This is a genomic window from Methylorubrum pseudosasae (genome assembly GCF_029504475.1).
GTDB lineage: Bacteria > Pseudomonadota > Alphaproteobacteria > Rhizobiales > Beijerinckiaceae > Methylobacterium > Methylobacterium extorquens.
Genome location: NZ_JAQGDU010000002.1, coordinates 2252406 through 2273252, shown reverse-complemented (window position 1 = coordinate 2273252; position 20847 = coordinate 2252406). Strand labels below are relative to the sequence as shown.

Here is a 20847-nt window from a genome sequence, read left to right as displayed (position 1 = left end):
AAGCGACAGGATGAACTCGCGATTTACTTCTGTCGGTAAATGCAAAATGAAACGATGATGTTGACCTCTTGTTCAGCCTACATCGCGCGCCGCCAGCCAGGATAACACGAAGTAAACAGCGACAATGCTTGCCTGCACTGCGATCACCGGCACCGGCATCGGCAGGAGCTGCGGCGTCAGCAGCGCCAGCGTCAGGGCCGAGGTCGCGGCGAGCAGCCAGACCACGCCGCCCCAGGCGCTCGTCAGCCACAGGCCGACCGCGGCCACGAAGTCGATCACCGCGAAGTAGACGATCGCCGATTGCCGTCCCATCGGCAGTTCGGCGAACGGCGTCCGGCCGGGAATCAGGTCGAGGATCTCGCCCCAGGTCGCGAGTCCCTTGACCAGCCAGACCAGCGCGGTGATGCGCATGAACCAGACCAGCACCACGTCCCAGCGGGTCTGCGCCCGCGGCGCGGTGCCCTCGATGCGGTCGCCGGCTCCGGCGCTCGGGCGTCCGCGCCCGTCGAGGGTCGAGCCGACCTTGGCGAGCGCCCTCACGGTCGGGCCTCCGCGGCGTGCGCCGCTTCAGGCGGGCCCTGGCTGCCGTCGAAGAGCGGCTCGGGGCCGTCGAGCGGGCCGAAGGCGGCCTCGATCGCCCCGGCATCGACCGCATCCAGGGTCGCGGGCTGCCAGGCCGGCCGGTTGTCCTTGTCGATGATCACCGCCCGCACACCCTCGTAGAAATCGTGCCCGCGCATCACCCGCTCGCACAGCCGGTACTCGGCGAGCATCGCTTCGGCAAAGCTCAAGTCGGCCCCGCGGCGCATCTGCGCCAGGGCGATGGTCAGGCTGGTGGGCGAGCGGGTGCGGATCGTCGCCGCGGTCGCGCCGGCAAAAGCGGAGCCGTCCCGCGCTGCCGCGTCGAGCCGGGCGAGCACCTCCGTGACGGTGTCGGCGGAGAAGCAGGTGTCGATCAGCGTTCCCTCGGCGACGAGGGGGCCGGTCTCCGTCCCCGGCGCCTCGAGGCCGTCGAAGGCGCGGGCGATCGCCCCTCCCCCCGCCAGCCGCTCGATGATGGTCTCGAAATCGTCCGCCCGCGCCGCGTGGGTCGCAAGGCCGACGGCGAGCGCGTCGCCCGCACCGATCCGTGCGCCCGTCAGCGCGAGGTAGCGCCCGGTGTAGCCGGGCAGGCGCGGCAGGGCGTAGGTCGCGCCGACATCGGGGAAGAAGCCGATGCCGGTCTCGGGCATGGCGAAGCTGTAGTTCTCGGCCGCGACCCGCACGTCGCCGTGCAGCGAGATGCCGACGCCTCCGCCCATCACGATCCCTTCGATCAGGGCGATATAGGGCTTCGGGTAGGACTTCACGGCGGCGTCGAGCCAGTATTCCCCGCGCCAGAACGCCATCACGTCGGCATGGCGCCCGGCCTTGCCGAGGGCCTGGATCTGGCGGATGTCGCCACCCGCGCAGAAGGCGCGCCCGCCCGAGCCGCGCACCACGACCCGGCTGACCCGCGCATCCCCCGCCCAGGCCCGGAGCTGCCGGTGCATCGTCTCCACCATCGGCAGGGTGAGGGCATTGAGCGCCTTCGGCCGTGTCAGGGTGATCAGCCCGGCCTCGCCGCGGGTCTCGAACACGATCTCGGGCTCGGCCGACGGCTCTCGCACGTCCCGTTGCGCGACCCCTTGCTGCAAGGCCTGTTGCCCACCCGACATTCCGCGCTCCACCGCCGCGCTCTCCTTCGCCGCATCGTCACCCGAGCGGATGCCCGCCGTTTCGAAGCCGGGCTCTATGCCCGGAGGCTTTGCGCCCGGGGGCATTGCGCGGCCCTCTTAGACGAACTCCCGGGTGGGGCGTCAACGCGGAGCGTGCGACGGCGCCGGACCGCAGCGACCGCCTCACGAGGCTCCTCGGGAAACGCGCCCTTCGCCAGGATCTGCACGCGCGGGAGCTTCTCTCGCGGCACCGTTCGGGCGCGCTCCGTCGTCCGGCAGGTGGCCTCGGGACGGAGCCGGTCGCATTCGGCGGCCTGCGGCAACGGCACCTTTCGAGCCCGAATTCGGATGTGCTAGGGCACGGCCCGAAACGGTGGAAACCGGCCTGTCCGAGTGGACGATGCAACGGCAAGAGGCTTGGGCATCGTCGGTGGCCGCGCGTTCAGGGGCGCTTTCCTCACCCCTTCGTCTTGGGGCAACCTCCGGCCGCGGGAGGGTTGCCGGGGGATGCGAATCCGGAATGCCCGCCCCGAGCCATCGCCGCCAGGCTTGCGGTCGGGCCTGGCTTTGACGTCTTTGTCGTGATGCGCTCCGCCGCACCGAACCGGTCTCCCCTTCGGTTCGAGAGCGTCTTGGAGCAACCGGAGTCCTGAGGCTCATGTCTGACGCCACCCCGCGCCCGCTCGCCATCGAGACCGCGCGCGAAGCCGCCCCCGGTGCAGGGCCGCTGAGCCTGACCCAGCGCCCGCGCCGCAACCGCAAGGCGGATTGGTCGCGCCGCCTCGTGCGCGAGCATACCCTTACCGTCGATGACCTGATCTGGCCGCTCTTCGTGATCGAGGGCGAGAAGCGCCGCGAGCCGATCGCCTCCATGCCCGGCGTCGAGCGCCTGAGCGTGGACGAGATCGTGCGCGAGGCCGAGCGCGCCGCGCGGCTCGGCATCCCGGCGATCTCGTTCTTCCCCTACACCGAGCCGTCCCTGCGCGATCCGACTGGGTCCGAGGCGCTGAACCGCGAAAACCTCGTCTGCCGGGCGGTGCGGGCGGTGAAGCGGGCGGTCCCCGAGATCGGCGTGATGACCGATGTCGCGCTCGACCCCTATACCAGCCACGGCCATGACGGCTTGATCGAGGCCGGCGCCATCCTCAACGACGAGACCGTCGCGGTGCTGGTCGAGCAGAGCCTGATCCAGGCCGAGGCCGGCACCGACATCATCGCCCCCTCCGACATGATGGACGGGCGCGTCGGCGCGATCCGTACCGGTCTCGACCGGGCCGGCTTTCGCGATGTTCAGATCATGGCCTACGCCGCGAAATACGCCAGCGCGTTCTACGGGCCGTTCCGCGACGCCATCGGCACCAGCGCGGCGCTGGTCGGCGACAAGCGCACCTACCAGATGGATCCCGGCAACGCGGCCGAGGCCCTGCGCGAGGTGGCTCTCGACCTCGCCGAGGGCGCCGACTCGGTGATGGTCAAGCCCGGCCTGCCCTATCTCGACATCATCACCCGCGTGAAGACGGAGTTCGGCGTGCCGACCTTCGCCTATCAGGTGTCGGGCGAGTACGCGATGATCGAGGCCGCCGCCCGCAACGGCTGGCTCGACGGCGACCGCGCCATGACGGAGAGCCTGCTCGCCTTCAAGCGCGCGGGCGCCGACGGGGTGCTGACCTACTACGCCCCCCGCGTCGCCGAGCGCCTGCGCGCGGGCGCCTGACGGGCCGACCCCAGGCGCGACGATTTCGGGCGCGACGACCTTGGTCCGCATCGAGCGGGCGGCGCTGGCGGGCGCCGTCATCCTCTGGCTCGCGGCCGGATTCGGCTGCGACACGGCGCTCGACGCGCGCCGGGCGACGCTCTGCCGCCGGGCGGTGCCGGCGCTCGCCCCGCCCGGCGCCGAAATCGACCTGTTGCGGGTGGGATCGGGCGCGAGCCGCGGCAGCGTGCGGGTCGATTATCGCCTCGTGGGCGGCACCAGCGCGATCCCGAGGGCCGAGTCGACCCGGCCCCGCTTCCTCGTCTGCCATTTCGATGCCGGCGACGACCTCAGCGCGGTGACGACCGAGCAGGGGCCGGTGAACGGCGCCTCGCTCTACCTGCTCAGGCGCTACTACCTGACGACGCCCGAGGCCGAGGCCGCCGATCCGGGGGCCCGGTGAGGGCGAGGCCGGACATCGAGGCGTCGCTGGGCCTCGCAGCTCGGCTCTTGGCAGCGCCCCGCCGTCTCCCCACTTGTTCGAACGTGCACGCAACGGTCGAGGAAGCGGCGGCCATGACGGATTTTCAGCCCGGTTATCACCCCGGCTACACCAACCCGACGGGCATGCCGGGCCAGGGTGGGTTCCCCGTGCCGTATGTGCGGGCGAGCCTCGGCGGGCGCACGGTCGCCTACCTGCTCGATCTCGCCTTCATCTTCGTGTTCACGGCCGTGCTCGCCACGGCGATCGCGATCCTCGGCGTGCTGACCTTCGGCTTCGCCTGGATGCTGTTCCCGATCCTCGGCGTCAGCGGCATCCTCTACAGCGCGATCACGGTGGGCGGTCCCAAGCAGAGCACGCTCGGGATGCGCATGCTCGGCCTGCGCGTGGTAGCGCCCGAGAGCGGGCGTCCGGTGGATTTCCTGACCGCGGGCATCCACGCGCTGCTGTTCTACGTGGCGATCTCGACCTTCCTGCTCTGGTGCATCGACGTGGTGTTCGGCCTCGTCCGCTCCGACCGGCGTCTCGGCCACGACCTCCTGCTCGGTCTGGCCGTCGTGCGCGACTGATCCCCCGTTCGAGTGAGGGGATGGCGGCGGAAAGCCGCCCTCATGACCCATCAATCCGGTTGAGCCCCGCGGCGATCCCGTTACATTGGCTGCGGGGCCAGCGTTCGATGCCGTGGCCCCGAGGGCGAGCCTACCCAGCGTGACGAGCCATCCGCGCGACACACCGCAGTTCTACCTGACGGCGCCCTCCCCGTGCCCCTACTTGCCGGGCCAGGAGGAGCGGAAGGTGTTCACCCATCTCGTCGGGCGGCGGGCCCGGGACCTCAACGAGATCCTGACCCAGGGCGGCTTCCGCCGTTCGCAGACCATCGCCTACCGCCCGGCCTGCGAGACCTGCCGCGCCTGCGTCTCGGTGCGGGTGGTGGTGGAGGATTTCGCCATCACCGGGAGCCAGCGGCGCATCCTCCAGCGCAATGCCGAACTCATCGGCACGCCGGAGCCCAACCGTCCGGCCTCCGAGCAATACGCCCTGTTCCGCCGCTATCTCGATGCCCGACACGGCGATGGCGGCATGGTCGACATGACGGTGCTCGACTACGCGATGATGATCGAGGACAGCCACGTCGACACACATCTCGTGGTCTACCGCGAGCGCGGCCCCGACAGCGCGATCCACGGCCGCGGCGTCGGCGCACCTGTCGCCGTGTGCCTCACCGACGTTCTCTCCGACGGCCTGTCGATGGTCTACTCGTTCTACGATCCCGACGAGGCGAGCCGCAGCCTCGGCACCTACATGATCCTCGACCATATCCGCCGGGCTCGGGCCCTCGGCCTGCCGTATCTGTATCTCGGCTACTGGGTCGATGGCTCCCGCAAGATGGACTACAAGGCCAAGTTCAAGCCGCAGGAGCGGCTGATGCCTCAGGGCTGGGTGCGGGTGGAGTAGCGCTCCGACACTCCAGGATTGGCATGCGCACGGCGTTTCCGGGCCCTGAATTGTCTTGAATGGTAACTTTTAAGGTACTATTCTGTATGGAGATTCAGGAGTTTCTGGACGGGAGCGGCCGCAGTCCCTTCGCCTCTTGGTTCGACGACCTTGATCCCCAGGCGGCGGCCAAGGTGACCGTTGCGCTGGCGCGCATGGAAGCGGGCAACCTGTCGAATGTGAAGTCGGTCGGCGATGGTGTGCAGGAGTATCGGATTGCCTGGGGGCCCGGTTACCGACTGTATTTCGGGCGCGATGGGGATCTGCTGATCATCCTGCTCTGCGGCGGCACCAAGCGCCGGCAACAGGACGACATCGCCGAGGCACGGGCCCATTGGGCGGACTACAGGCGCCGGAAAAAGGAGACGGGCTGATGGCCCTGACGCGCAGCTTCAAGGACACCGTGAAGGCGAGGGCCGAGCGCGACCCGGCATTCCGTGACGCCCTGCTCACCGAGGCGGTGGACCAACTCCTCGCGGGCGACATCGAGACCGGCAAGGCCGTTCTGCGCGATTACATCAACGCGACGATCGGATTCGAGCGTCTGTCGCAAGAGACCGGCACGTCGTCGAAGAGCCTCATGCGGATGCTCGGTCCGACCGGCAATCCAACAGCGACCAACTTGTTCGGTGTCCTTCGGACGGTGCAAAAGGCCTCGGGCGTGCAGCTCACCGTCGCTATCGGCCGCTGAGCAAGGCCAGCTGGCCGCCAGCCGGCTGCCTGGCTCACTCCTTCGTCCACTTCACGACCTTTGCCGGATTTCCCGCCACGACGGCGTAGGGCGCCACGTCGCGGGTCACCACCGCACCCGCGCCGATCACCGCCCCGTCGCCGACGGTGATGCCGGGCAACACGATCGCGCCGCCGCCGATCCACACGTCGTCGCCGATGGTGATGGGCCGGGCCGATTCCCAGAACGCGGCCCGCGCGGCGCGGTCGAGGGGGTGCTCGGCGGTGTAGAGCTGCACCATCGGGGCGATCTGCGCGCGGTGGCCGATGGTGATCGGGGCGCAGTCGAGGAAGACGCAGTTGAAGTTGCAGAAGAAGTCGTCGCCGACCGTGATGTTGCCGCCGTAATCGCAGGCGAAGCCGGGGCAGATCGTCGGGTTGCGTCCCGCCGATCCGAGAAGCTCGCGGATCACCGCCTCGCGGCCGGCCGCATCCTCGGGCTCCATGGCGTTGAGCCGCAGGAGCCGCCGCTTGGCGGCGTTGCGAAGCGCGATCAGTTCCGGATCGTCGCCGCGATAGGGCTTTCCGGCGAGCATCAGCTCGCGCGCGGTCTCGGCCATATCCGCCTTCCCAAATTCCAAAAAATCAGCCGCGGCTGGCGCGGAAGGTGTCGCAGGACTTGGTCTGGCCGCTCTTGTAGCCGGTCATGAACCAGCGCATCCGCTGCTCGGAGGAGCCGTGGGTGAAGGAATCCGGCACGGCGTAGCCTTGCGACTTTTCCTGCAGCTTGTCGTCGCCGATGGCGCTGGCGGCGTTGAGCGCCTCCTTGATGTCGTTCTGGTCGAGGGCGTTCCAGCGGTCGTTCGAGTTCTTGGCCCAGACGCCGGCGAGACAGTCGGCCATCAGCTCGACGCGCACGGAGAGCTGGTTCGCTTCCGTCTTGCTGCTCGCGTTCTGCTGGCGGCTCTGCACCTTGCCGAGGATGCCGAGCACGTCCTGCACGTGGTGGCCGACCTCGTGGGCGATGACGTAGGCGTAGGCGAAATCGCCCTTCACGCCGAACTTGGTCTGCATCTCCTTGAAGAAGCCGAGGTCGATATAGACCTTCTTGTCGAGCGGGCAGTAGAATGGCCCCATCGCGGCCTGAGCCATGCCGCAGCCCGAACGGGTGCCGCCCTGGTAGAGCACCATCGTCGTCGGCTTGTATGGCCGCCCGGTCTGGTTCGGCAGGATCTCGTTCCACACATCCTCGGTGTTGCCGAGGATCTTCGAGGCGAACTGGCCGGCGCGATCGGTCGGCGCCTCGCCGCGCCGGGCCTGCGTCTCGGGATCGACCCGCTGCTCGCGCTGCTGCCCGCCGCCGGTCATCTGCTGCGCACCGCCGAGCAGGATCGCCGGGTTGATGCCGGTGACCCAGGAGATCAGCAGCACGACGACGATCGTGCCGATGCCGAGGCCGCCCATGCCGCCGCCGGGGAAGCCGCCCCCGCCGCCGCCCTCGCCGCGCCGGTCTTCGACGTTCTCAGAGGCGCGAAAATCGTCCCAGCGCATAAAGTCTCCCGCCGCCCCGCGTCTCGCCCGGCCTCATCGGGATTCCGGACCTGATTTCTAGAATGGCGAGGCGGAGGATACGGTTCCGCTTGAGCCGCCCCCCGCCTACTTGCCCGCGGCGCTCCCGTCGAGGGCGCTCTTCAGCATCCGGAAGTCGCGCCAGGCGAGGCGCTTCTGCACCGGCTGGCGCAGCAGGTAGGCCGGATGGAGGGTGGCGAGCGCCCGGATCTCGCGGCCGTCGCCAAGGCGATACGGGTAGAAGCGTCCGCGCGCCTTGAGGATGCCGTCCTTGGTGCCGGTCAGCGTCTGCGTCGCGGGCGCGCCGAGGCAGACGAGGATGTCGGGGTTGGCGAGTTCGATCTGGCGCTCGACGAAGGGGCGGCAGATCGAGATCTCCTGCGGGGTCGGGTTGCGGTTGCCCGGCGGGCGCCAGGGCACGACGTTGGAGATGTAGGCGCTGGTCCGGTCGAGGCCGATCGCCGCCATCATCCGGTCGAGAAGCTGGCCGGAGCGTCCCATGAACGGCTTGCCGATCCGGTCCTCGTCGGCCCCCGGCGCCTCGCCGACGAACATCACCAGCGCTTGTGGATTGCCGTCGGCGAAGACGAGGTTCTTGGCGGTGAAGCGCAGCCCGCAGCCCTCGAAGCCGCGCAGCAGCTCTTCCAGTTCGTCGAGGGTCTTCATCTGCGCGGCCCGTGCCCGCGCATCGTCCGCCGCCTCGCCGGGCTTGGCGCCGGCCGCGTTGCCATAGGTGCGGGGGGGCTCGCGCGCGGGCGCGTCGCGGCTCGGCAGCTCACGCCGGAACGCCAGGGGCGGCTCTTCCGCGGAGGGAGCGTCACGCTGCGCCGGCTCGCTGCGCGGTTCGAGGGCCTCACGGCGTGGTGGGAGGGGCTCACGGCGTGGTTCAAGGGGCTCGCGGCGTGGCTCAAGGGGCTCGCGGCGCGTGGCCGGCTCGGCCTGCGAGGCGGCGTCAGCTCGAACGGACTCGGCCTCCGCGAAGCGGTCGTGGGGCTGCTCGTCGAGGGCCGCGTCGACGCCTGCCGCGACATGGAAGTCGAGGAAGGAGATCAGGTCGCCTCTGGCGTCGGTATCCGTGTGGTTTGCCGTCATCGTTTCCATGTGGCGTGGGAGCGCCCTGTGGACAACGCCCGGATGCGTCCTGCGGATCGTCGCACACGCGCCCTCCGCATGCCCCTGGCATCCCCCTGCGCCTGCCTGCCGCTACCCGAACGGCCTTGCCTTCTTACCTTGGAATCGCTTGAGAGACATCTTGACAATGAATCGAGCCGGAGCGGCGCCCGATGCCCGAACGGCCGCAGGAGGAATGAGGATGGCGCTGCCCGAACGCGAAGGCATGGATTTCGACGTGGTGATCGTCGGCGCGGGACCCGCCGGCCTCGCCGCCGCGATCCGCCTCAAGCAGCTCTCCGCGGAGAAGGGTGAGGAACTCTCGGTCGTCGTCGTCGAGAAGGGCGGCGAGGTCGGCGCGCACATCCTCTCCGGCGCCGTGGTCGATCCGCTCGGCCTCGACACCCTGCTGCCCGAATGGCGCGACGATCCCGACCGGCCGCTCAAGACGGCGGTGGAGCGCGACGAGTTCCTGTTCCTCACGAAGAACAGCGGCGTCACCATGCCGAACGTGTTCTTCCCCAAGCTGCTGTCGAACCACGGCAATTTCGTCGGTTCGCTCTCGAACACCGTGAAGTGGCTCGGCGCCAAGGCGGAAGGTCTCGGCGTCGAGATCTATCCCGGCTTCCCGGCTTCCGAAGTGCTTTACGACGAGCGCGGCATCGTCACCGGCATCGCCACGGGGGATCTCGGCATCTCCCGCACCGGTGAAGCGCGCGACGACTTCACCCGCGGTATGGAGCTGCGGGCCAAGTACACGGTGTTCGGCGAGGGCGCGCGCGGCTCGCTCACCAAGACGCTGATCGAGCGGTTCGGGCTCAACCGCAACAGCGACCACCAGAAATACGGTCTGGGCGTCAAGGAGCTGTGGCAGCTCGCGCCGAACAAGTTCGAGCCGGGATTGGTGCAGCACACGATGGGCTGGCCGCTGCCGAACAAGGCGGGCGGCGGCTCGTGGCTCTACCATTTCGACGATCATCTGCTCTCGGTCGGCTTCGTGACGCACCTGAACTACGAGAACCCGACCCTGTCGCCGTTCGAGGAGTTCCAGCGCTTCAAGACCCACCCGATGATCGCCGAGACCTTCGAGGGGGCCAAGCGCATCGGCTACGGCGCCCGCGCGATCATGGAGGGCGGCTGGCAATCGGTGCCGAAGCTCGTCTTCCCCGGCGGCTGCCTCGTCGGCGATTCCGCCGGCTTCGTGAACGTGCCGCGCATCAAGGGCTCGCACAACGCGATCCTGTCCGGCATCCAGGCGGCGGACGCGATCTTCGACGCGCTCGTCGCCGGCCGCCAGGGCGATGAGCTGACCGCCTACGAGGAGGGCTGGCGCGACAGCCCGATCGGACGAGACCTCAAGCCGGTGCGCAACGTCAAGCCGCTCTGGTCGAAGTACGGCACGCTCGTCGGCGTGGGGCTCGGCGGGCTCGACATGTGGATGAACACGATCGCCAACGCCTCGCTGTTCGGGACGCTAGGCCACGGCAAGCCGGATCACGCCTGCCTCAAGCCCCTCTCCGAGGTGACGCCGATCACCTACCCGAAGCCGGACGGCAAGCTCACCTTCGACCGGCTCTCCTCGGTGTATCTCTCGAACACCAACCACGAGGAGGATCAGCCGCTCCACCTCAAGGTCAAGGATATGGAGCTGCAGAAGCGGTCCGAGCACGACGTCTACGGCGGCCCGTCGAGCCGCTACTGCCCGGCCGGCGTCTACGAGTGGGTGGAGGACAAGGCCGCCAGCGATGGCGTGCGCTTCCAGATCAACGCGCAGAACTGCGTCCACTGCAAGACGTGCGATATCAAGGACCCGAACCAGAACATCAACTGGGTCACCCCGGAGGGTCCGGGCGGGCCGAACTACACGAACCTGTAATCCGGGGGGCCAGGGCAGAGCCCCGGTGAAGGGAAGGCGGAGCCCTGCCCCGCCGCCCCGCCAAAGGGATAATCCCTTTGGGATCCCGAACCGCTAAAGCTCCCGCCAGGCCGGCAGGTCCAGGCATGGCAGCCGGGTGGCCGCGTGGACGCCGATGGCGATTGCCCGCGCCAGCGTCTCGGCGGCCGCCGCGCCGAGGCGGGCGAGGTCGGCCACCTCATCGCCGAGCGGCACCGCGCCGGTGGCGACCGCGAACACCACGTCGCCGTCGAGCGGCGTGTGCGCCGGGTGGATCGCCCGGGCGAGCCCGTCCTGTGCGGCGATGGCGAGCCGCTTGGCCTGCGCCTTGGTGAGCGCCGCGTCGGTGGCGACGACCGCCAGCGTGGTGTTGGCGCCGGGCATCGGCTCGCGCGGCCACGAGAGGGCGTCGTCGGGCACAAGCGGTGGCAGGCCGAGGCCGCCGAACTCGCCGTCGCGCTCGAACGGTGCGGCCCAGAAATGCGGCCCCTGCCCCATCGTCACCCGGCCGAAGGCGTTGACCGCCACCAGCGCGCCGACCTGCGCGGACAGGCCCGGCACCGCGCTCGAAGCCGAGCCGAGGCCGCCCTTGAGGTTGGCGGTGCGGGCCCCGAGCCCCGCTCCGACCGAGCCGAGGGCGAAGGCGCTGTCCTGCGCGGCGAGCGCCGCCGCGTAGCCGAGCTCGCGATAGGGCGAGAAGCGGCCCCACGCCTTGCCGCCGCCGTTGAGGAGGTCGAACAGGATGGCGCCCGGCACGATCGGCACGCGCACGTCGCCGACCGCGAAGCCGCGCCCCGCCTCCCTGAGATGGGCGACCACGCCGGCGGCGGCGTCGAGCCCGAAGGCCGAGCCGCCCGCCAGCACGAGGGCGTCGACCGCCTGCACCGTAGCGGCGGGATCGAGCAGGTCGGTCTCGCGGGTGCCGGGGCCGCCGCCGCGCACGTCCACCGCGCAGACGAAGGGTTGCTCGAAGACGAGCGCGGTGACGCCGCTCGCGATTCTTTCGTCTTCCGCGTGGCCGACGCGGATTCCCGAGATGTCGGTGATGCGGTTGAGCCGGATCATCGCCCCTCTCCTGCCGGTCCCGTCGTCAACGCGGCGCGGCGCCTGCGTTCATGGCGGATCGCATCGTAGGCGTAGAGCATCAGCGCCAGCCAGATCAGCCCGAACAGCACGAGGCGGTCCGGCGTCAGGGTCTCGCCGTAGACCAGCGTGCTGAGCCCCATCAGGCAGGAGGGCGCGATGTACTGCATCAGCCCGAGGGTCGCCAGCGTCAGCCGGGTCGCCGCGGCGGCGAACCAGATCAGCGGCAGGGCCGTGGTCACGCCCGTGAGCGCCAGCAGCGCCCAGGTGCGGGCGTCGTCGGGCACCGGGGGCGCGACGAAGGCGAGATAGGCCAGAGCCGCGGGCAGGAGCAAAAAAGTCTCGGCGCAGAAGCCGACGGTGCCATCGACGGCGACGAGTTTGCGCACCAGCCCGTAGAGCGCGAAGGTGACCGCGAGCCCGAGCGACAGCAGCGGCAGGCGCCCCGCCATCGCCACCGCGATCACCACGCCGAGCACGACGATGGCCACCGCTGCCACCTGGACCGGGCGCAGGCGCTCGCCGAGGACGAGGGCGCCGAGTGCCACCGAAACCAGCGGGTTGATGAAGTAGCCCAGGCTCGCATCGAGCATGTGCCCGCTCGACACCGCCACGAGGTAGAGCATCCAGTTGATCGCGATCAGACCCGCCGAGACGACGAGCAGGCCATGGCGCGCCCGCAGCGGGAACGGGTTGGCGAGCCGCTTGCGCAGCAGCGCGATCAGGCCGACCACCAGCAGCGCCGACCATGCGATGCGCTGCGCCAGGATCGTGCCCGGCGGGATACCGTCGAGGAGCCGGAAATGCACCGGGACGACGAGGCCCCAGCTCAGATAGGCGGCGAGCGCGTAGATCAGGCCCAAGATTGCACGAGCGGCGGCGTGGCGGGGCGCCGCTTGTAGCCCGGACTGGGCGCGCGGTCAGCGCTTGCGGGCGGGGGCTGCGGGCGTCTCGCCGCGCATCAGGGCGTTGAGGCGCTCCGTGTCGAAGCCGGTGAGCATGCGCTCCTTCTTCGTCTCGGCCGCCGGCCCCTGCGTCACCGTGCCGGTCGTGACGGGATCGGGCAGGATCGGGGCGGCCCGCGCGATCGTCGGGGCCGGCACGGCGGCGACCGCCTGATGCATGAGCCGGTCCGCACTCACGAGAACGACCGAGAGCGTGCCGAGCCCGGTGATGGTGCCGAAGGTGATGACGCGCAGGATGCTCACGATGGGGAACTCGATACGCAGGGTACGCGGGACCGTGAACGGCGGCCCCGGAAACAGGATGCGCGCGGTGTCGTTAATGAACCGGACGGCCGGGCCCGCTGCGGACCGGCCCTATTCAGGACATCCGGAACAGGATCTGGCCATGAACGAGCAGGCGACGGCGAGCGACAGCCCCTTCATCCAGGGGCGCAACGCGCGGCTCTACGGCAAGAGCATCGATGAATGCCCCTATGCGGAGGGCTCCGAGGATCGCGCGGCCTGGATCCAGGCCTACGAGGAAGCGGCGGCCGACGATCCGGCAGCGTGAGGACCACCCGAGGCGAACCGAGACCGCCTTGACGCGTCCGGTCCCGGGAGGCTGAAAGGGCTTCAACGCGAAGCCCCTCTCATCCTCCCGAGGCCGATGTCCAACTCTCCCCCCCGCGACCGTGGTCGCTTCGGTTCTGACACCCGTCTCGTGCTCGCCGGGCGCGACCCGGCGGCCCAGCACGGCTTCGTCAACACGCCGATCTACCGCGGTTCGACTGTCCTCTATCCGACCTACGACGACATCAAGCATCGGCGCGGGCGCTACAATTATGGCACCTCCGGCACGCCGACGATGGACGCCCTGTGCGAGGCGTGGAGCGAGATCGCCGGGGCAGCGGGCACGGTGCTGGCGCCGTCCGGCCTCTCGGCCCTGACGCTGGCGCTGATGACCTGCGTCAGCGCGGGCGACCACCTCCTCGTTACCGATTCCGCCTACCGCCCGACCCGCATCTTCTGCGACGGCGTGCTGAAGCGCTACGGCGTCGAGGTCGAGTACTACGATCCGCTGATCGGCGCCGGCATTGCCGGGCTGATGCGCGACAACACGCGGGCGGTGCTGGTGGAGGCACCAGGCTCGCAGACCTTCGAGATGCAGGACGTGCCGGCCATCGCCGAGGCGATGCATGCCCGCGGCGGCGCGGTGGTGATGGACAACACCTGGGCGACGCCGCTGCTGTTCCCGCCGCACGAGCGCGGCGTCGATCTCGCGGTGGAGGCCGGTACCAAGTATCTCAGCGGTGGCTCCGACCTGCTGCTCGGCCTCGTCTCGGCCAACGCCGCGTACTACCCGGCGCTCAAGCGCACCTACGAGCACTTCGCCAATTGCCCCGGCCCCGAGGACATCTTTTTGGGACTGCGCGGCCTGCGCACCATGGGTCTGCGCCTGCGCGAGCACGGCGCCCGCGGCCTGGCCATGGCCGAGTGGTTCCAGGCCCGCCCGGAGGTGCTGCGGGTGCTGCATCCGGGCCTGCCGGACGATCCCGGCCACGCGATCTGGAAGCGCGACTTCTCCGGCGCCTCGGGCCTGTTCGGGGTGATCCTCAAGCCGGTCTCGGAGGAGGCGCTGGCCGCCTTCCTCGACGGGCTCGAACTGTTCGGGATGGGCTTTTCCTGGGGCGGCTTCGAGAGCCTCGTCATCCCCTTCGACCCGACCGTCTACCGCACCGCCACCCGCTGGCCGCCGGACGGCTCGGCGCTCCGCTTCCATATCGGTCTGGAGGACCCGGAAGATCTGAAGGCGGATCTGGAGGCCGGGTTCGCGCGGATGGCGGCTGTGGGCTGAGGGCGAAACTTGATTGGCTTGGCTGCCTGAAGGACTGGTGACGGTGGGGAGCGGACGCTGGCATCGTGTCTGAAAGCGGCCTTTCCGCTTCCGGTCCATGTTAGCTTTGCCGACAGTGCCCGAGCTGTCCGAAAGCGGCCATTTGTTAGCCCTCGGCCACTTCGGCTCGGGCGGGAAGCGGTTCGCTGTCCGTGCGATGAACGTCTGAAAGGCGGGCAGGCCAGGCGATCCAAGTGTTCGACCGGCAGCTCATAATTCAAAAGCTCTGAACAGAACTGTATGAACAATAATCAATCCCAGGAACAGATCCGGATTGGTGCATGGCCGGCGAAGCGATGCCGTGATAGTCAGTGCTGCCGCCCACACGGCGAGACGTTCGAGCAGAAGGGGCGAAGCCATGACGCTTGTTACCCGGCGCAACCTCGTTACTGGCGCTGCCCTCGCGGTGCCACTGATCGCCAATTCGTCGCTGGTGTCGGCGCAAGTCTCCGAGGCACTGCTAGGAAGCGCATCCGATGCAGAGCGGATCGCCATGGACGCCTATATTTACGGCTACTCGCTGATCACCACGGAGGTGACTCGGGTGCAGATGTCGAACGTGCCTGCGCTCAGCGGCCTGCACGGACCTATGGGGCAGTTCATCAACGTCAAACGCTATCCGCCGGCCGACTACCGCGGCGTATCGGCGCCCAATGCGGACACCCTCTATTCGGCTGCCTGGCTCGATCTCGGCGCTGAGCCGACGGTGTTCTCCCATCCCGATATGGGTGACCGCTATTTCCTATTCCCGATGTACAGCCTTTGGATGCCAGTGGTGGAATGCCCGGGCGCGCGCACGACAGGGGGCCGGGCAGCTAGCTTTCTGATCACTGGCCCTGGTTGGTCGGGCCAGGTGCCGTCGGGTATGAGGGAAATCAAGTCACCGACGCGCTACCTGCTCATCCTCGGTCGTACCTATGCCAACGGTACCGACGCTGACTTTGCAGCGGTCAATGCCCTGCAGGAACAGTACAAACTCGTCCCGCTCTCCTCCTTCGGAAAACCCTTCACCTTCCACGCACCGCCGGTCGACCCGAACCCCGGCTTCAGCATGACCGACAAGCCGCAATCGGTGATCCTCAGCATGTCGGCTGAGGACTACTTCAACCGGCTGGCGCGTCTGATGGGGACGGTGGCCCCGCCCGCGCCAGAGGATGGGCCAATGCTTGCCCGCATGGCACGCATTGGCATCGCTCCCGGTCAGCCCTTCGATGCTGCAAAGCTCAACCCTGCCGTGCGCGAGGCCCTGCGCGACCTTCCGCAGCGGGCGCTGGCCGTGATCGGAGCGGGACGTTCCAGCCTTGGCAACGAGGTGAATGGCTGGACCGTGACGAAGGGCCTCGGCCGCTACGGCACCGATTACATGAAGCGCGGCGTAGTCGCCGCCTTCGGCTGGCCCGCCAATCTTGAGGAGGACGCAGTTTACCCTAATACGACAGTAGACAGTGAGGGCCGCGTGCTGAACGGCGCGAACAAGTACACGCTCACTTTCGCCGCCGGGCAGACGCCACCCGTCAACGGCTTCTGGTCCATCACCATGTACGAGGTCGACCAAGGCTGGTGGTTTGTACCCAATCGCCTCAACAAGTTCACAGTCAGCCTGCGCGATGACCTGAAGCGCAACACCGACGGCTCAATCACGCTCCATTTTCAGAATGAGTCGCCCGGCCCAGAACGGGAGAGCAACTGGCTACCGGCACCGAAGGGAGATTTTATACCCATGCTAAGAATGTACTGGCCAAAGGCCGGAAACCCGTCGCTGCTGGACGGCAGCTGGGCGCCGCCTTGGGTGCAGCGCGTCATTTGAGGAGAGGGAGCGGGCGGGAAGGCAACGTCCGCTTCGAGGACTTGCTGCTTGAAAGCGCACCGGCGCAGAACCACCCAACTCAGTCGTAGAGTTCTGTCCCATCGATAGCCTGGAAGCAGACGTTTCCAGGGTCAGCAACGGGCCGAAAGCGGCCCCCGCGGGAGCAATCTGACGGGGTTGGGACCCTAAGGTGCCACCCACGTCCCCATCCAGCCCTCGCCCTCCCGGCAAAAAACCGCCCGCCGGTGCCCGCGCCGGTCGAGGTAGAGCAGGTCCAGGCGCTCGGCCGTGAACACCACCGCGCAAAAATTCTCGCGGCCGATGCGCGCGTCCGGGTCCTCGTCGGGCATGGTGTAGGCGTCGCCCGCGGCGAGTGCGGTGCCGGGGGCGGGTTCGACCCCGTAGCAGACCCGGCTCATCGTCAGCGCGGCGGCCCAGGCGGCGTCGGCGAGCGCGTCGTCAAGGTGCAGGCGTACCCGCCCCTCGACGCGGAGCTGGAGCTTGGCTCGGCCGTCGTAGACGTGGAGGGCGGCCAGCCCGTTCTCGGCGATCTCCCGCGCCTTGTCCGAGCGCCGGTCGCAGTGGAAGCGTAAGGCGCCCGCCCCGGCTTCTGCCGCGCGCAGGACCACGGTGCGCAGCCGCGGACGGCCGGCGGCATCGACCGTCGCGAGAGACGGCGTGTGGAACGGGCTGTGCCGGTGTCCCACGCCGTCGGCGAGGCGGCGCCAGCCCTCGGCGCGGAAGCCATCGAGGTCGTCGTAGAAGGAGGGCAGCGCGTCCACGAAAGGCTTTCCTTAGGCGTCATGCCAGGTTGCAGGAAGCCTGATCGGGCGGCTCTTGCCTGCCCCGGATGCTGACGCGGCCGGTGCGCCCGCGCAAGGTGCTTGCAACCGCGCATGCGTCCTCAAAGCCGTCGGAGCGAACCGAAACGAGCAACGGGTCGATCGAACTTCTCGGCCGGCTGCCTTGGCATCGCCACCGGTTCGCGCCATGGCATGGGTCCGGGAGGTTCTCGTTTCAGCTTCCTGCACCCAGCGATGGCACGGCTGGCTGGTTCCCGCGTTGAACGCTGTCGAACATACGGTCCCGCTTTTCCCTTGCCCTATTCCTTGCCCCTGCCCGCCCGCTCGAGACCTCTCCCTTTGTCCGTCCTCCGATCCCTTCCGCGTTCCGGCGGACGGCATCCGTCGTGCCGGGGGCGCACCGCGTGAGCGACAGGCCCTTCTTCCTCGACGGCGGCGGCGAGGCCGGCGCGCTGATCCGCGGGATCGATTGGGCGGTGACGCCGCTCGGGAGCCCGGAGGCGTGGCCGGCGGCGCTCAAGACTCTGGTCGGCGTGATGCTCGGCTCGCAACAGCCCATGCTGATCGTCTGGGGCGAGGCGCATGTCACCCTCTACAACGACGGCTACGCACCGATGTGCGGCGCCCGCCACCCGCGCGCGCTGGGACAGTCGTTCGACGAGGTCTGGCACGACATCTGGGACCAGGTGGGGCCGATCCTGTCGCGGGCCTATGCGGGCGAGGGCACGCATATGGATGACATCGCCCTCACGATGCATCGCAACGGCTACCCGGAGGAGACCCACTTCGCCTTCGGTTATACGCCGGTGCGGATCGAGGACGGCACGGTGGCGGGCATGTTCTGCGCCTGCTCGGAGACCACCGCCTCGGTGCGGGCCGGCCGGCAGATGCATGCCGAGCGCGAGCGCTTCGCGCGGCTGTTCGAGCAATCGCCGAGCTTCGTCGCGGTGCTCGACGGGCCCGACCACGCCTTCGCCTTCGCCAACGCCGCCTATCGCCAACTCATCGCCCACCGCGACGTTCTCGGTCGGCCCGTGCGGGAAGCTCTGCCGGAGGTCGAGGGCCAGGGCTTCTTCGAGCTGCTCGACGAGGTGTTCTCCACCGGCCGCACCCATACGGCGCACGGCGCACCGGTGACGATCCTGCGCGTGCCCGGCGGCATGCCGGAGCGGCGCTTCCTCGATTTCGTCTACCAGCCCATGCGGGACGCGGCCGGGACGATCACCGGCGTGTTCGTCGACGGTTCGGACGTGACCGAGCGGATCACCGGCAACGCGGCTTTGGCCGAGAGCGAAGCGCGCTTCCGCACCATGGCGGACGACGCGCCGGTGATGATGTGGGTGACCGGCCCGGACGGCGCCTGCCAGTATCTCAACCGGCGCTGGTACGACTTCACCGGCCAGAACGAGGCGCAGGCCCTCGGCCTCGGTTGGCTCGAGGCGGTGCATCCGGACGATCGCGGCTGGTCGGGCGAGACCTTCCTGCGGGCGAATGCCCGGCACGAGGGCTTCAGCCTCGAATACCGCCTGCGCCGCCGCGACGGCGTCTACCGGTGGGCGATCGACACCGCGAGCCCGCGCTTTGCCGCCGACGGGAGCTTCCTCGGCTATATCGGCTCGGTGGTCGATATCGAGGAGCGCCGCGCCGCCGAGCTCGCGCTCGCCGAGAGTGAGGAGCGCCTGCGGCTCGCCGTCGAGAGCGGCGAGATCGGCCTGTGGGATTTCGATCCGCGGGCCGGCACCCTGTTCTGGCCGCCGCGGATTAAGGCGATGTTCGGGCTGGCGCCCGACGCGGACGTGACCCTCGACGACTTCGCCGACGGCCTCCACCCGGACGACCGGGCGCGGGTCACCGCCGCCTTCGCCGCCGCGCTCGATCCCGTGGCCCGGGCCTTCTACGACGAGGAGTTCCGCGCGATCGGCCGCGCCGACGGCATGGTCCGTTGGGTCGCGGCCAAGGGGCGCGGCGTGTTCGATGCGGAGGGCCGCTGCCTGCGCGGCGTCGGCAGCGCCATCGACATCACCGCGCGGAAGGCGACCGAGGAGCGTCTCGTCGAGGCCACCCGCCGCCTCGACGCGGTGCTCGACAACGCGACGCAGGCGATCTTCATGATGGATGAGCGCCAGCACTGCGCCTACATGAACCGCGCTGCCGAGCGGCTGACCGGCTACAGCCTCGACGAGACGCACGGCAAGGCGCTGCACGACGTCGTCCACCATACCCGGCCGGACGGCAGCCCCTACCCGCTCCACGAATGCCCGATCGATCAGGCCTTCCCCGAGAACAACCAGGAGCAGGGCCAGGAGATCTTCGTCCACCGCGACGGCTCGTTCTACCCCGTCGCCTTCACCGCGAGCCCGATCCGCGACGAGGCCGGCATGCCGATCGGCACGGTGATCGAGGCGCGCAACATCGAGGGCGAGCTGCGTGCCAAGGCGCAGTTGGAGGCGTTCAACGCGAGCCTGGAGCAGCAGGTCTTGGCCCGCACCGCCGAGCTGATGCGAACCGAGGAGGCCCTGCGCCAGAGCCAGAAGATGGAGGCGGTGGGCCAGCTCACCGGCGGCCTCGCCCATGACTTCAACAACCTGCTCACCGGCATCACCGGCTCGCTCGAACTGCTCCAGACCCGCCTCGCGCAGGGGCGGATCACCGAGATCGACCGCTACGTCAACGCCGCGCAGGGCGCCGCCAAGCGCGCGGCGGCGCTGACCCACCGCCTGCTCGCCTTCTCGCGGCGCCAGACCCTGGACCCGAAGCCCACCGACGTGAACCGGCTGGTGATGGGCATGGAGGATCTGCTCCGCCGCACCATCGGCCCGTCGATCACCCTCGAAGTGGTGGCCGCGGGCGGGCTGTGGTCGGTGCTGGTCGATCCGAGCCAGCTCGAGAACGCGCTGCTGAACCTCTGCATCAACGCCCGCGACGCGATGCCGGATGGCGGGCGCATCACCATTGAGACCGCCAACAAGTGGCTCGACGACCGCGGCGCCAAGGAGCGCGACCTCGATCCCGGCCAGTACCTCTCGCTCTGCGTGACCGATTCCGGCACCGGCATGAGCCCAGACGTCATCGCCAAGGCGTTCGACCCGTTCTTCACGACGAAGCCGATCGGCCAGGGCACGGGCCTCGGCCTGTCGATGATCTACGGCTTCGTGCGCCAGTCGGGCGGGCAGGTGCGGATCTACTCGGAGGTCGGCCAGGGCACGACGATGTGCCTTTACCTGCCGCGCCATTACGGGGCGGCGGAAGAGCCGGAGGCGGCCCCGGATCTGGCCGCCGCGCCCCGCGCCGAGCAGGGCGAAACGGTCCTGATCGTCGATGACGAGCCGACGGTGCGGATGCTGGTCACGGAGGTGCTGGAGGATCTCGGCTACACCGCGATCGAGGCCGCCGACGGCCCGGCCGGCCTCAAGGTGCTGCAATCGGACGTGCGCCTCGACCTACTGGTCACCGATGTCGGGCTTCCCGGCGGCATGAACGGGCGCCAGGTCGCCGATGCGGGCCGCGTCCTGCGGCCGGACCTGAAGGTGCTGTTCATCACCGGCTATGCCGAGAACGCGGCGGTGGGCAACGGCCACCTCGAGCCCGGCATGCAGGTCATCACCAAGCCCTTCGTGATGGAAGTGCTGGCCGCGCGCATCAAGGAGATGATCAACTCGCGGTGAGGGGGGAGCCCGTCCCCCCAATC

20 protein-coding genes are annotated in these 20847 nt (G+C 69.1%); 11 read left to right on the top strand and 9 right to left on the bottom strand.

Annotated elements, in window-relative coordinates:
- Window positions 1-72 precede the first annotated feature (72 nt).
- Together M2437_RS11585 and M2437_RS11580 are read right to left on the bottom strand one after the other, a co-directional pair.
- Entirely contained in the window at window positions 73-540 is a 468-nt protein-coding gene (locus M2437_RS11585) for a DUF6163 family protein (RefSeq protein ID WP_003605709.1), read from the bottom strand.
- Window positions 537-1697 carry an enoyl-CoA hydratase/isomerase family protein gene (locus tag M2437_RS11580; protein ID WP_253389618.1) on the bottom strand — a complete coding sequence of 387 codons (1161 nt, stop codon included), beginning with the start codon at window positions 1695-1697 and terminating at the stop codon, window positions 537-539. Before M2437_RS11580 ends, M2437_RS11585 begins: the two co-directional genes overlap by 4 nt.
- A 658-nt stretch (window positions 1698-2355) precedes the next feature.
- On the opposite strand from M2437_RS11580, the gene hemB reads away from it, so the two are divergent.
- From hemB to M2437_RS11550, 6 genes are all read left to right on the top strand, one after another.
- Window positions 2356-3411, top strand: coding sequence for a porphobilinogen synthase (gene hemB, locus M2437_RS11575; protein WP_101475500.1), 1056 nt, complete (start codon window positions 2356-2358; stop codon window positions 3409-3411).
- Window positions 3412-3451: 40 nt separating this feature from the next.
- Entirely contained in the window at window positions 3452-3853 is a 402-nt protein-coding gene (locus M2437_RS11570; RefSeq protein WP_253387487.1) for a hypothetical protein, read from the top strand.
- 113 nt (window positions 3854-3966) lie between these two features.
- Window positions 3967-4461, top strand: coding sequence for an RDD family protein (locus M2437_RS11565; protein ID WP_012255354.1), 495 nt, complete (start codon window positions 3967-3969; stop codon window positions 4459-4461).
- A 139-nt stretch (window positions 4462-4600) separates the two neighbouring features.
- Window positions 4601-5347 (top strand): arginyltransferase, encoded by a 747-nt coding sequence (locus M2437_RS11560; RefSeq protein WP_253387486.1) that lies wholly within the window; start codon window positions 4601-4603, stop codon window positions 5345-5347.
- An 86-nt stretch (window positions 5348-5433) separates the two neighbouring features.
- Window positions 5434-5760 (top strand): type II toxin-antitoxin system RelE/ParE family toxin, encoded by a 327-nt coding sequence (locus M2437_RS11555; RefSeq protein ID WP_003606574.1) that lies wholly within the window; start codon window positions 5434-5436, stop codon window positions 5758-5760.
- Window positions 5760-6077 (top strand): helix-turn-helix domain-containing transcriptional regulator, encoded by a 318-nt coding sequence (locus M2437_RS11550; RefSeq protein ID WP_012255357.1) that lies wholly within the window; start codon window positions 5760-5762, stop codon window positions 6075-6077. The genes M2437_RS11555 and M2437_RS11550 overlap by 1 nt, the downstream gene beginning before the upstream one ends.
- 34 nt (window positions 6078-6111) lie before the next feature.
- Here the strand turns inward: M2437_RS11550 and M2437_RS11545 are convergent, their stop codons facing one another.
- The 3 genes from M2437_RS11545 to M2437_RS11535 form a co-directional block, all read right to left on the bottom strand.
- Window positions 6112-6675, bottom strand: coding sequence for a sugar O-acetyltransferase (locus M2437_RS11545; protein ID WP_012255358.1), 564 nt, complete (start codon window positions 6673-6675; stop codon window positions 6112-6114).
- 25 nt (window positions 6676-6700) lie between these two features.
- A complete protein-coding gene (gene ypfJ, locus M2437_RS11540) occupies window positions 6701-7606 on the bottom strand; it encodes a KPN_02809 family neutral zinc metallopeptidase (RefSeq protein ID WP_003606570.1) in 906 nt (301 codons plus the stop codon).
- A 105-nt stretch (window positions 7607-7711) separates the two neighbouring features.
- Window positions 7712-8725 (bottom strand): uracil-DNA glycosylase, encoded by a 1014-nt coding sequence (locus M2437_RS11535; RefSeq protein ID WP_253387485.1) that lies wholly within the window; start codon window positions 8723-8725, stop codon window positions 7712-7714.
- A 211-nt stretch (window positions 8726-8936) separates the two neighbouring features.
- Here M2437_RS11535 and M2437_RS11530 point away from each other — a divergent pair, with 211 nt between their 5' ends.
- Window positions 8937-10610 carry an electron transfer flavoprotein-ubiquinone oxidoreductase gene (locus M2437_RS11530; protein ID WP_253387484.1) on the top strand — a complete coding sequence of 558 codons (1674 nt, stop codon included), beginning with the start codon at window positions 8937-8939 and terminating at the stop codon, window positions 10608-10610.
- Between the two features lie 93 nt (window positions 10611-10703).
- On the opposite strand, the gene M2437_RS11525 is transcribed toward M2437_RS11530, so the two are convergent.
- Genes M2437_RS11525 through M2437_RS11515 form a run of 3 tightly spaced genes read right to left on the bottom strand, consistent with a single transcriptional unit; the run spans window position 10704 to window position 12919 of the window.
- Entirely contained in the window at window positions 10704-11693 is a 990-nt protein-coding gene (locus M2437_RS11525) for a P1 family peptidase (RefSeq protein ID WP_253387483.1), read from the bottom strand.
- A complete protein-coding gene (gene rarD / locus M2437_RS11520; RefSeq protein ID WP_253387482.1) occupies window positions 11690-12574 on the bottom strand; it encodes an EamA family transporter RarD in 885 nt (294 codons plus the stop codon). Before rarD ends, M2437_RS11525 begins: the two co-directional genes overlap by 4 nt.
- A gap of 57 nt (window positions 12575-12631) precedes the next feature.
- Complete coding sequence (locus tag M2437_RS11515) at window positions 12632-12919, bottom strand: hypothetical protein (RefSeq protein ID WP_003606728.1); 288 nt, start codon at window positions 12917-12919, stop codon at window positions 12632-12634.
- A gap of 142 nt (window positions 12920-13061) precedes the next feature.
- Between M2437_RS11515 and M2437_RS11510 the strand changes: the two genes are divergently transcribed.
- The 3 genes from M2437_RS11510 to M2437_RS11500 all read left to right on the top strand — a co-directional run bounded on the left by M2437_RS11510 (window position 13062) and on the right by M2437_RS11500 (window position 16356).
- Window positions 13062-13226 carry a ribosome modulation factor gene (locus M2437_RS11510; protein ID WP_015824345.1) on the top strand — a complete coding sequence of 55 codons (165 nt, stop codon included), beginning with the start codon at window positions 13062-13064 and terminating at the stop codon, window positions 13224-13226.
- 96 nt (window positions 13227-13322) lie between these two features.
- Complete coding sequence (gene metC, locus M2437_RS11505; RefSeq protein WP_253387481.1) at window positions 13323-14510, top strand: cystathionine beta-lyase; 1188 nt, start codon at window positions 13323-13325, stop codon at window positions 14508-14510.
- A 397-nt stretch (window positions 14511-14907) separates the two neighbouring features.
- Window positions 14908-16356, top strand: coding sequence for a DUF1254 domain-containing protein (locus tag M2437_RS11500; RefSeq protein WP_253387480.1), 1449 nt, complete (start codon window positions 14908-14910; stop codon window positions 16354-16356).
- A 185-nt stretch (window positions 16357-16541) separates the two neighbouring features.
- On the opposite strand, the gene M2437_RS11495 is transcribed toward M2437_RS11500, so the two are convergent.
- Complete coding sequence (locus M2437_RS11495) at window positions 16542-17138, bottom strand: pyridoxamine 5'-phosphate oxidase family protein (protein ID WP_253387479.1); 597 nt, start codon at window positions 17136-17138, stop codon at window positions 16542-16544.
- A gap of 425 nt (window positions 17139-17563) precedes the next feature.
- Between M2437_RS11495 and M2437_RS11490 the strand changes: the two genes are divergently transcribed.
- Window positions 17564-20824, top strand: a complete 3261-nt coding sequence (locus tag M2437_RS11490; protein WP_253387478.1) for a PAS domain S-box protein — start codon at window positions 17564-17566, stop codon at window positions 20822-20824.
- Window positions 20825-20847: the final 23 nt, after the last annotated feature.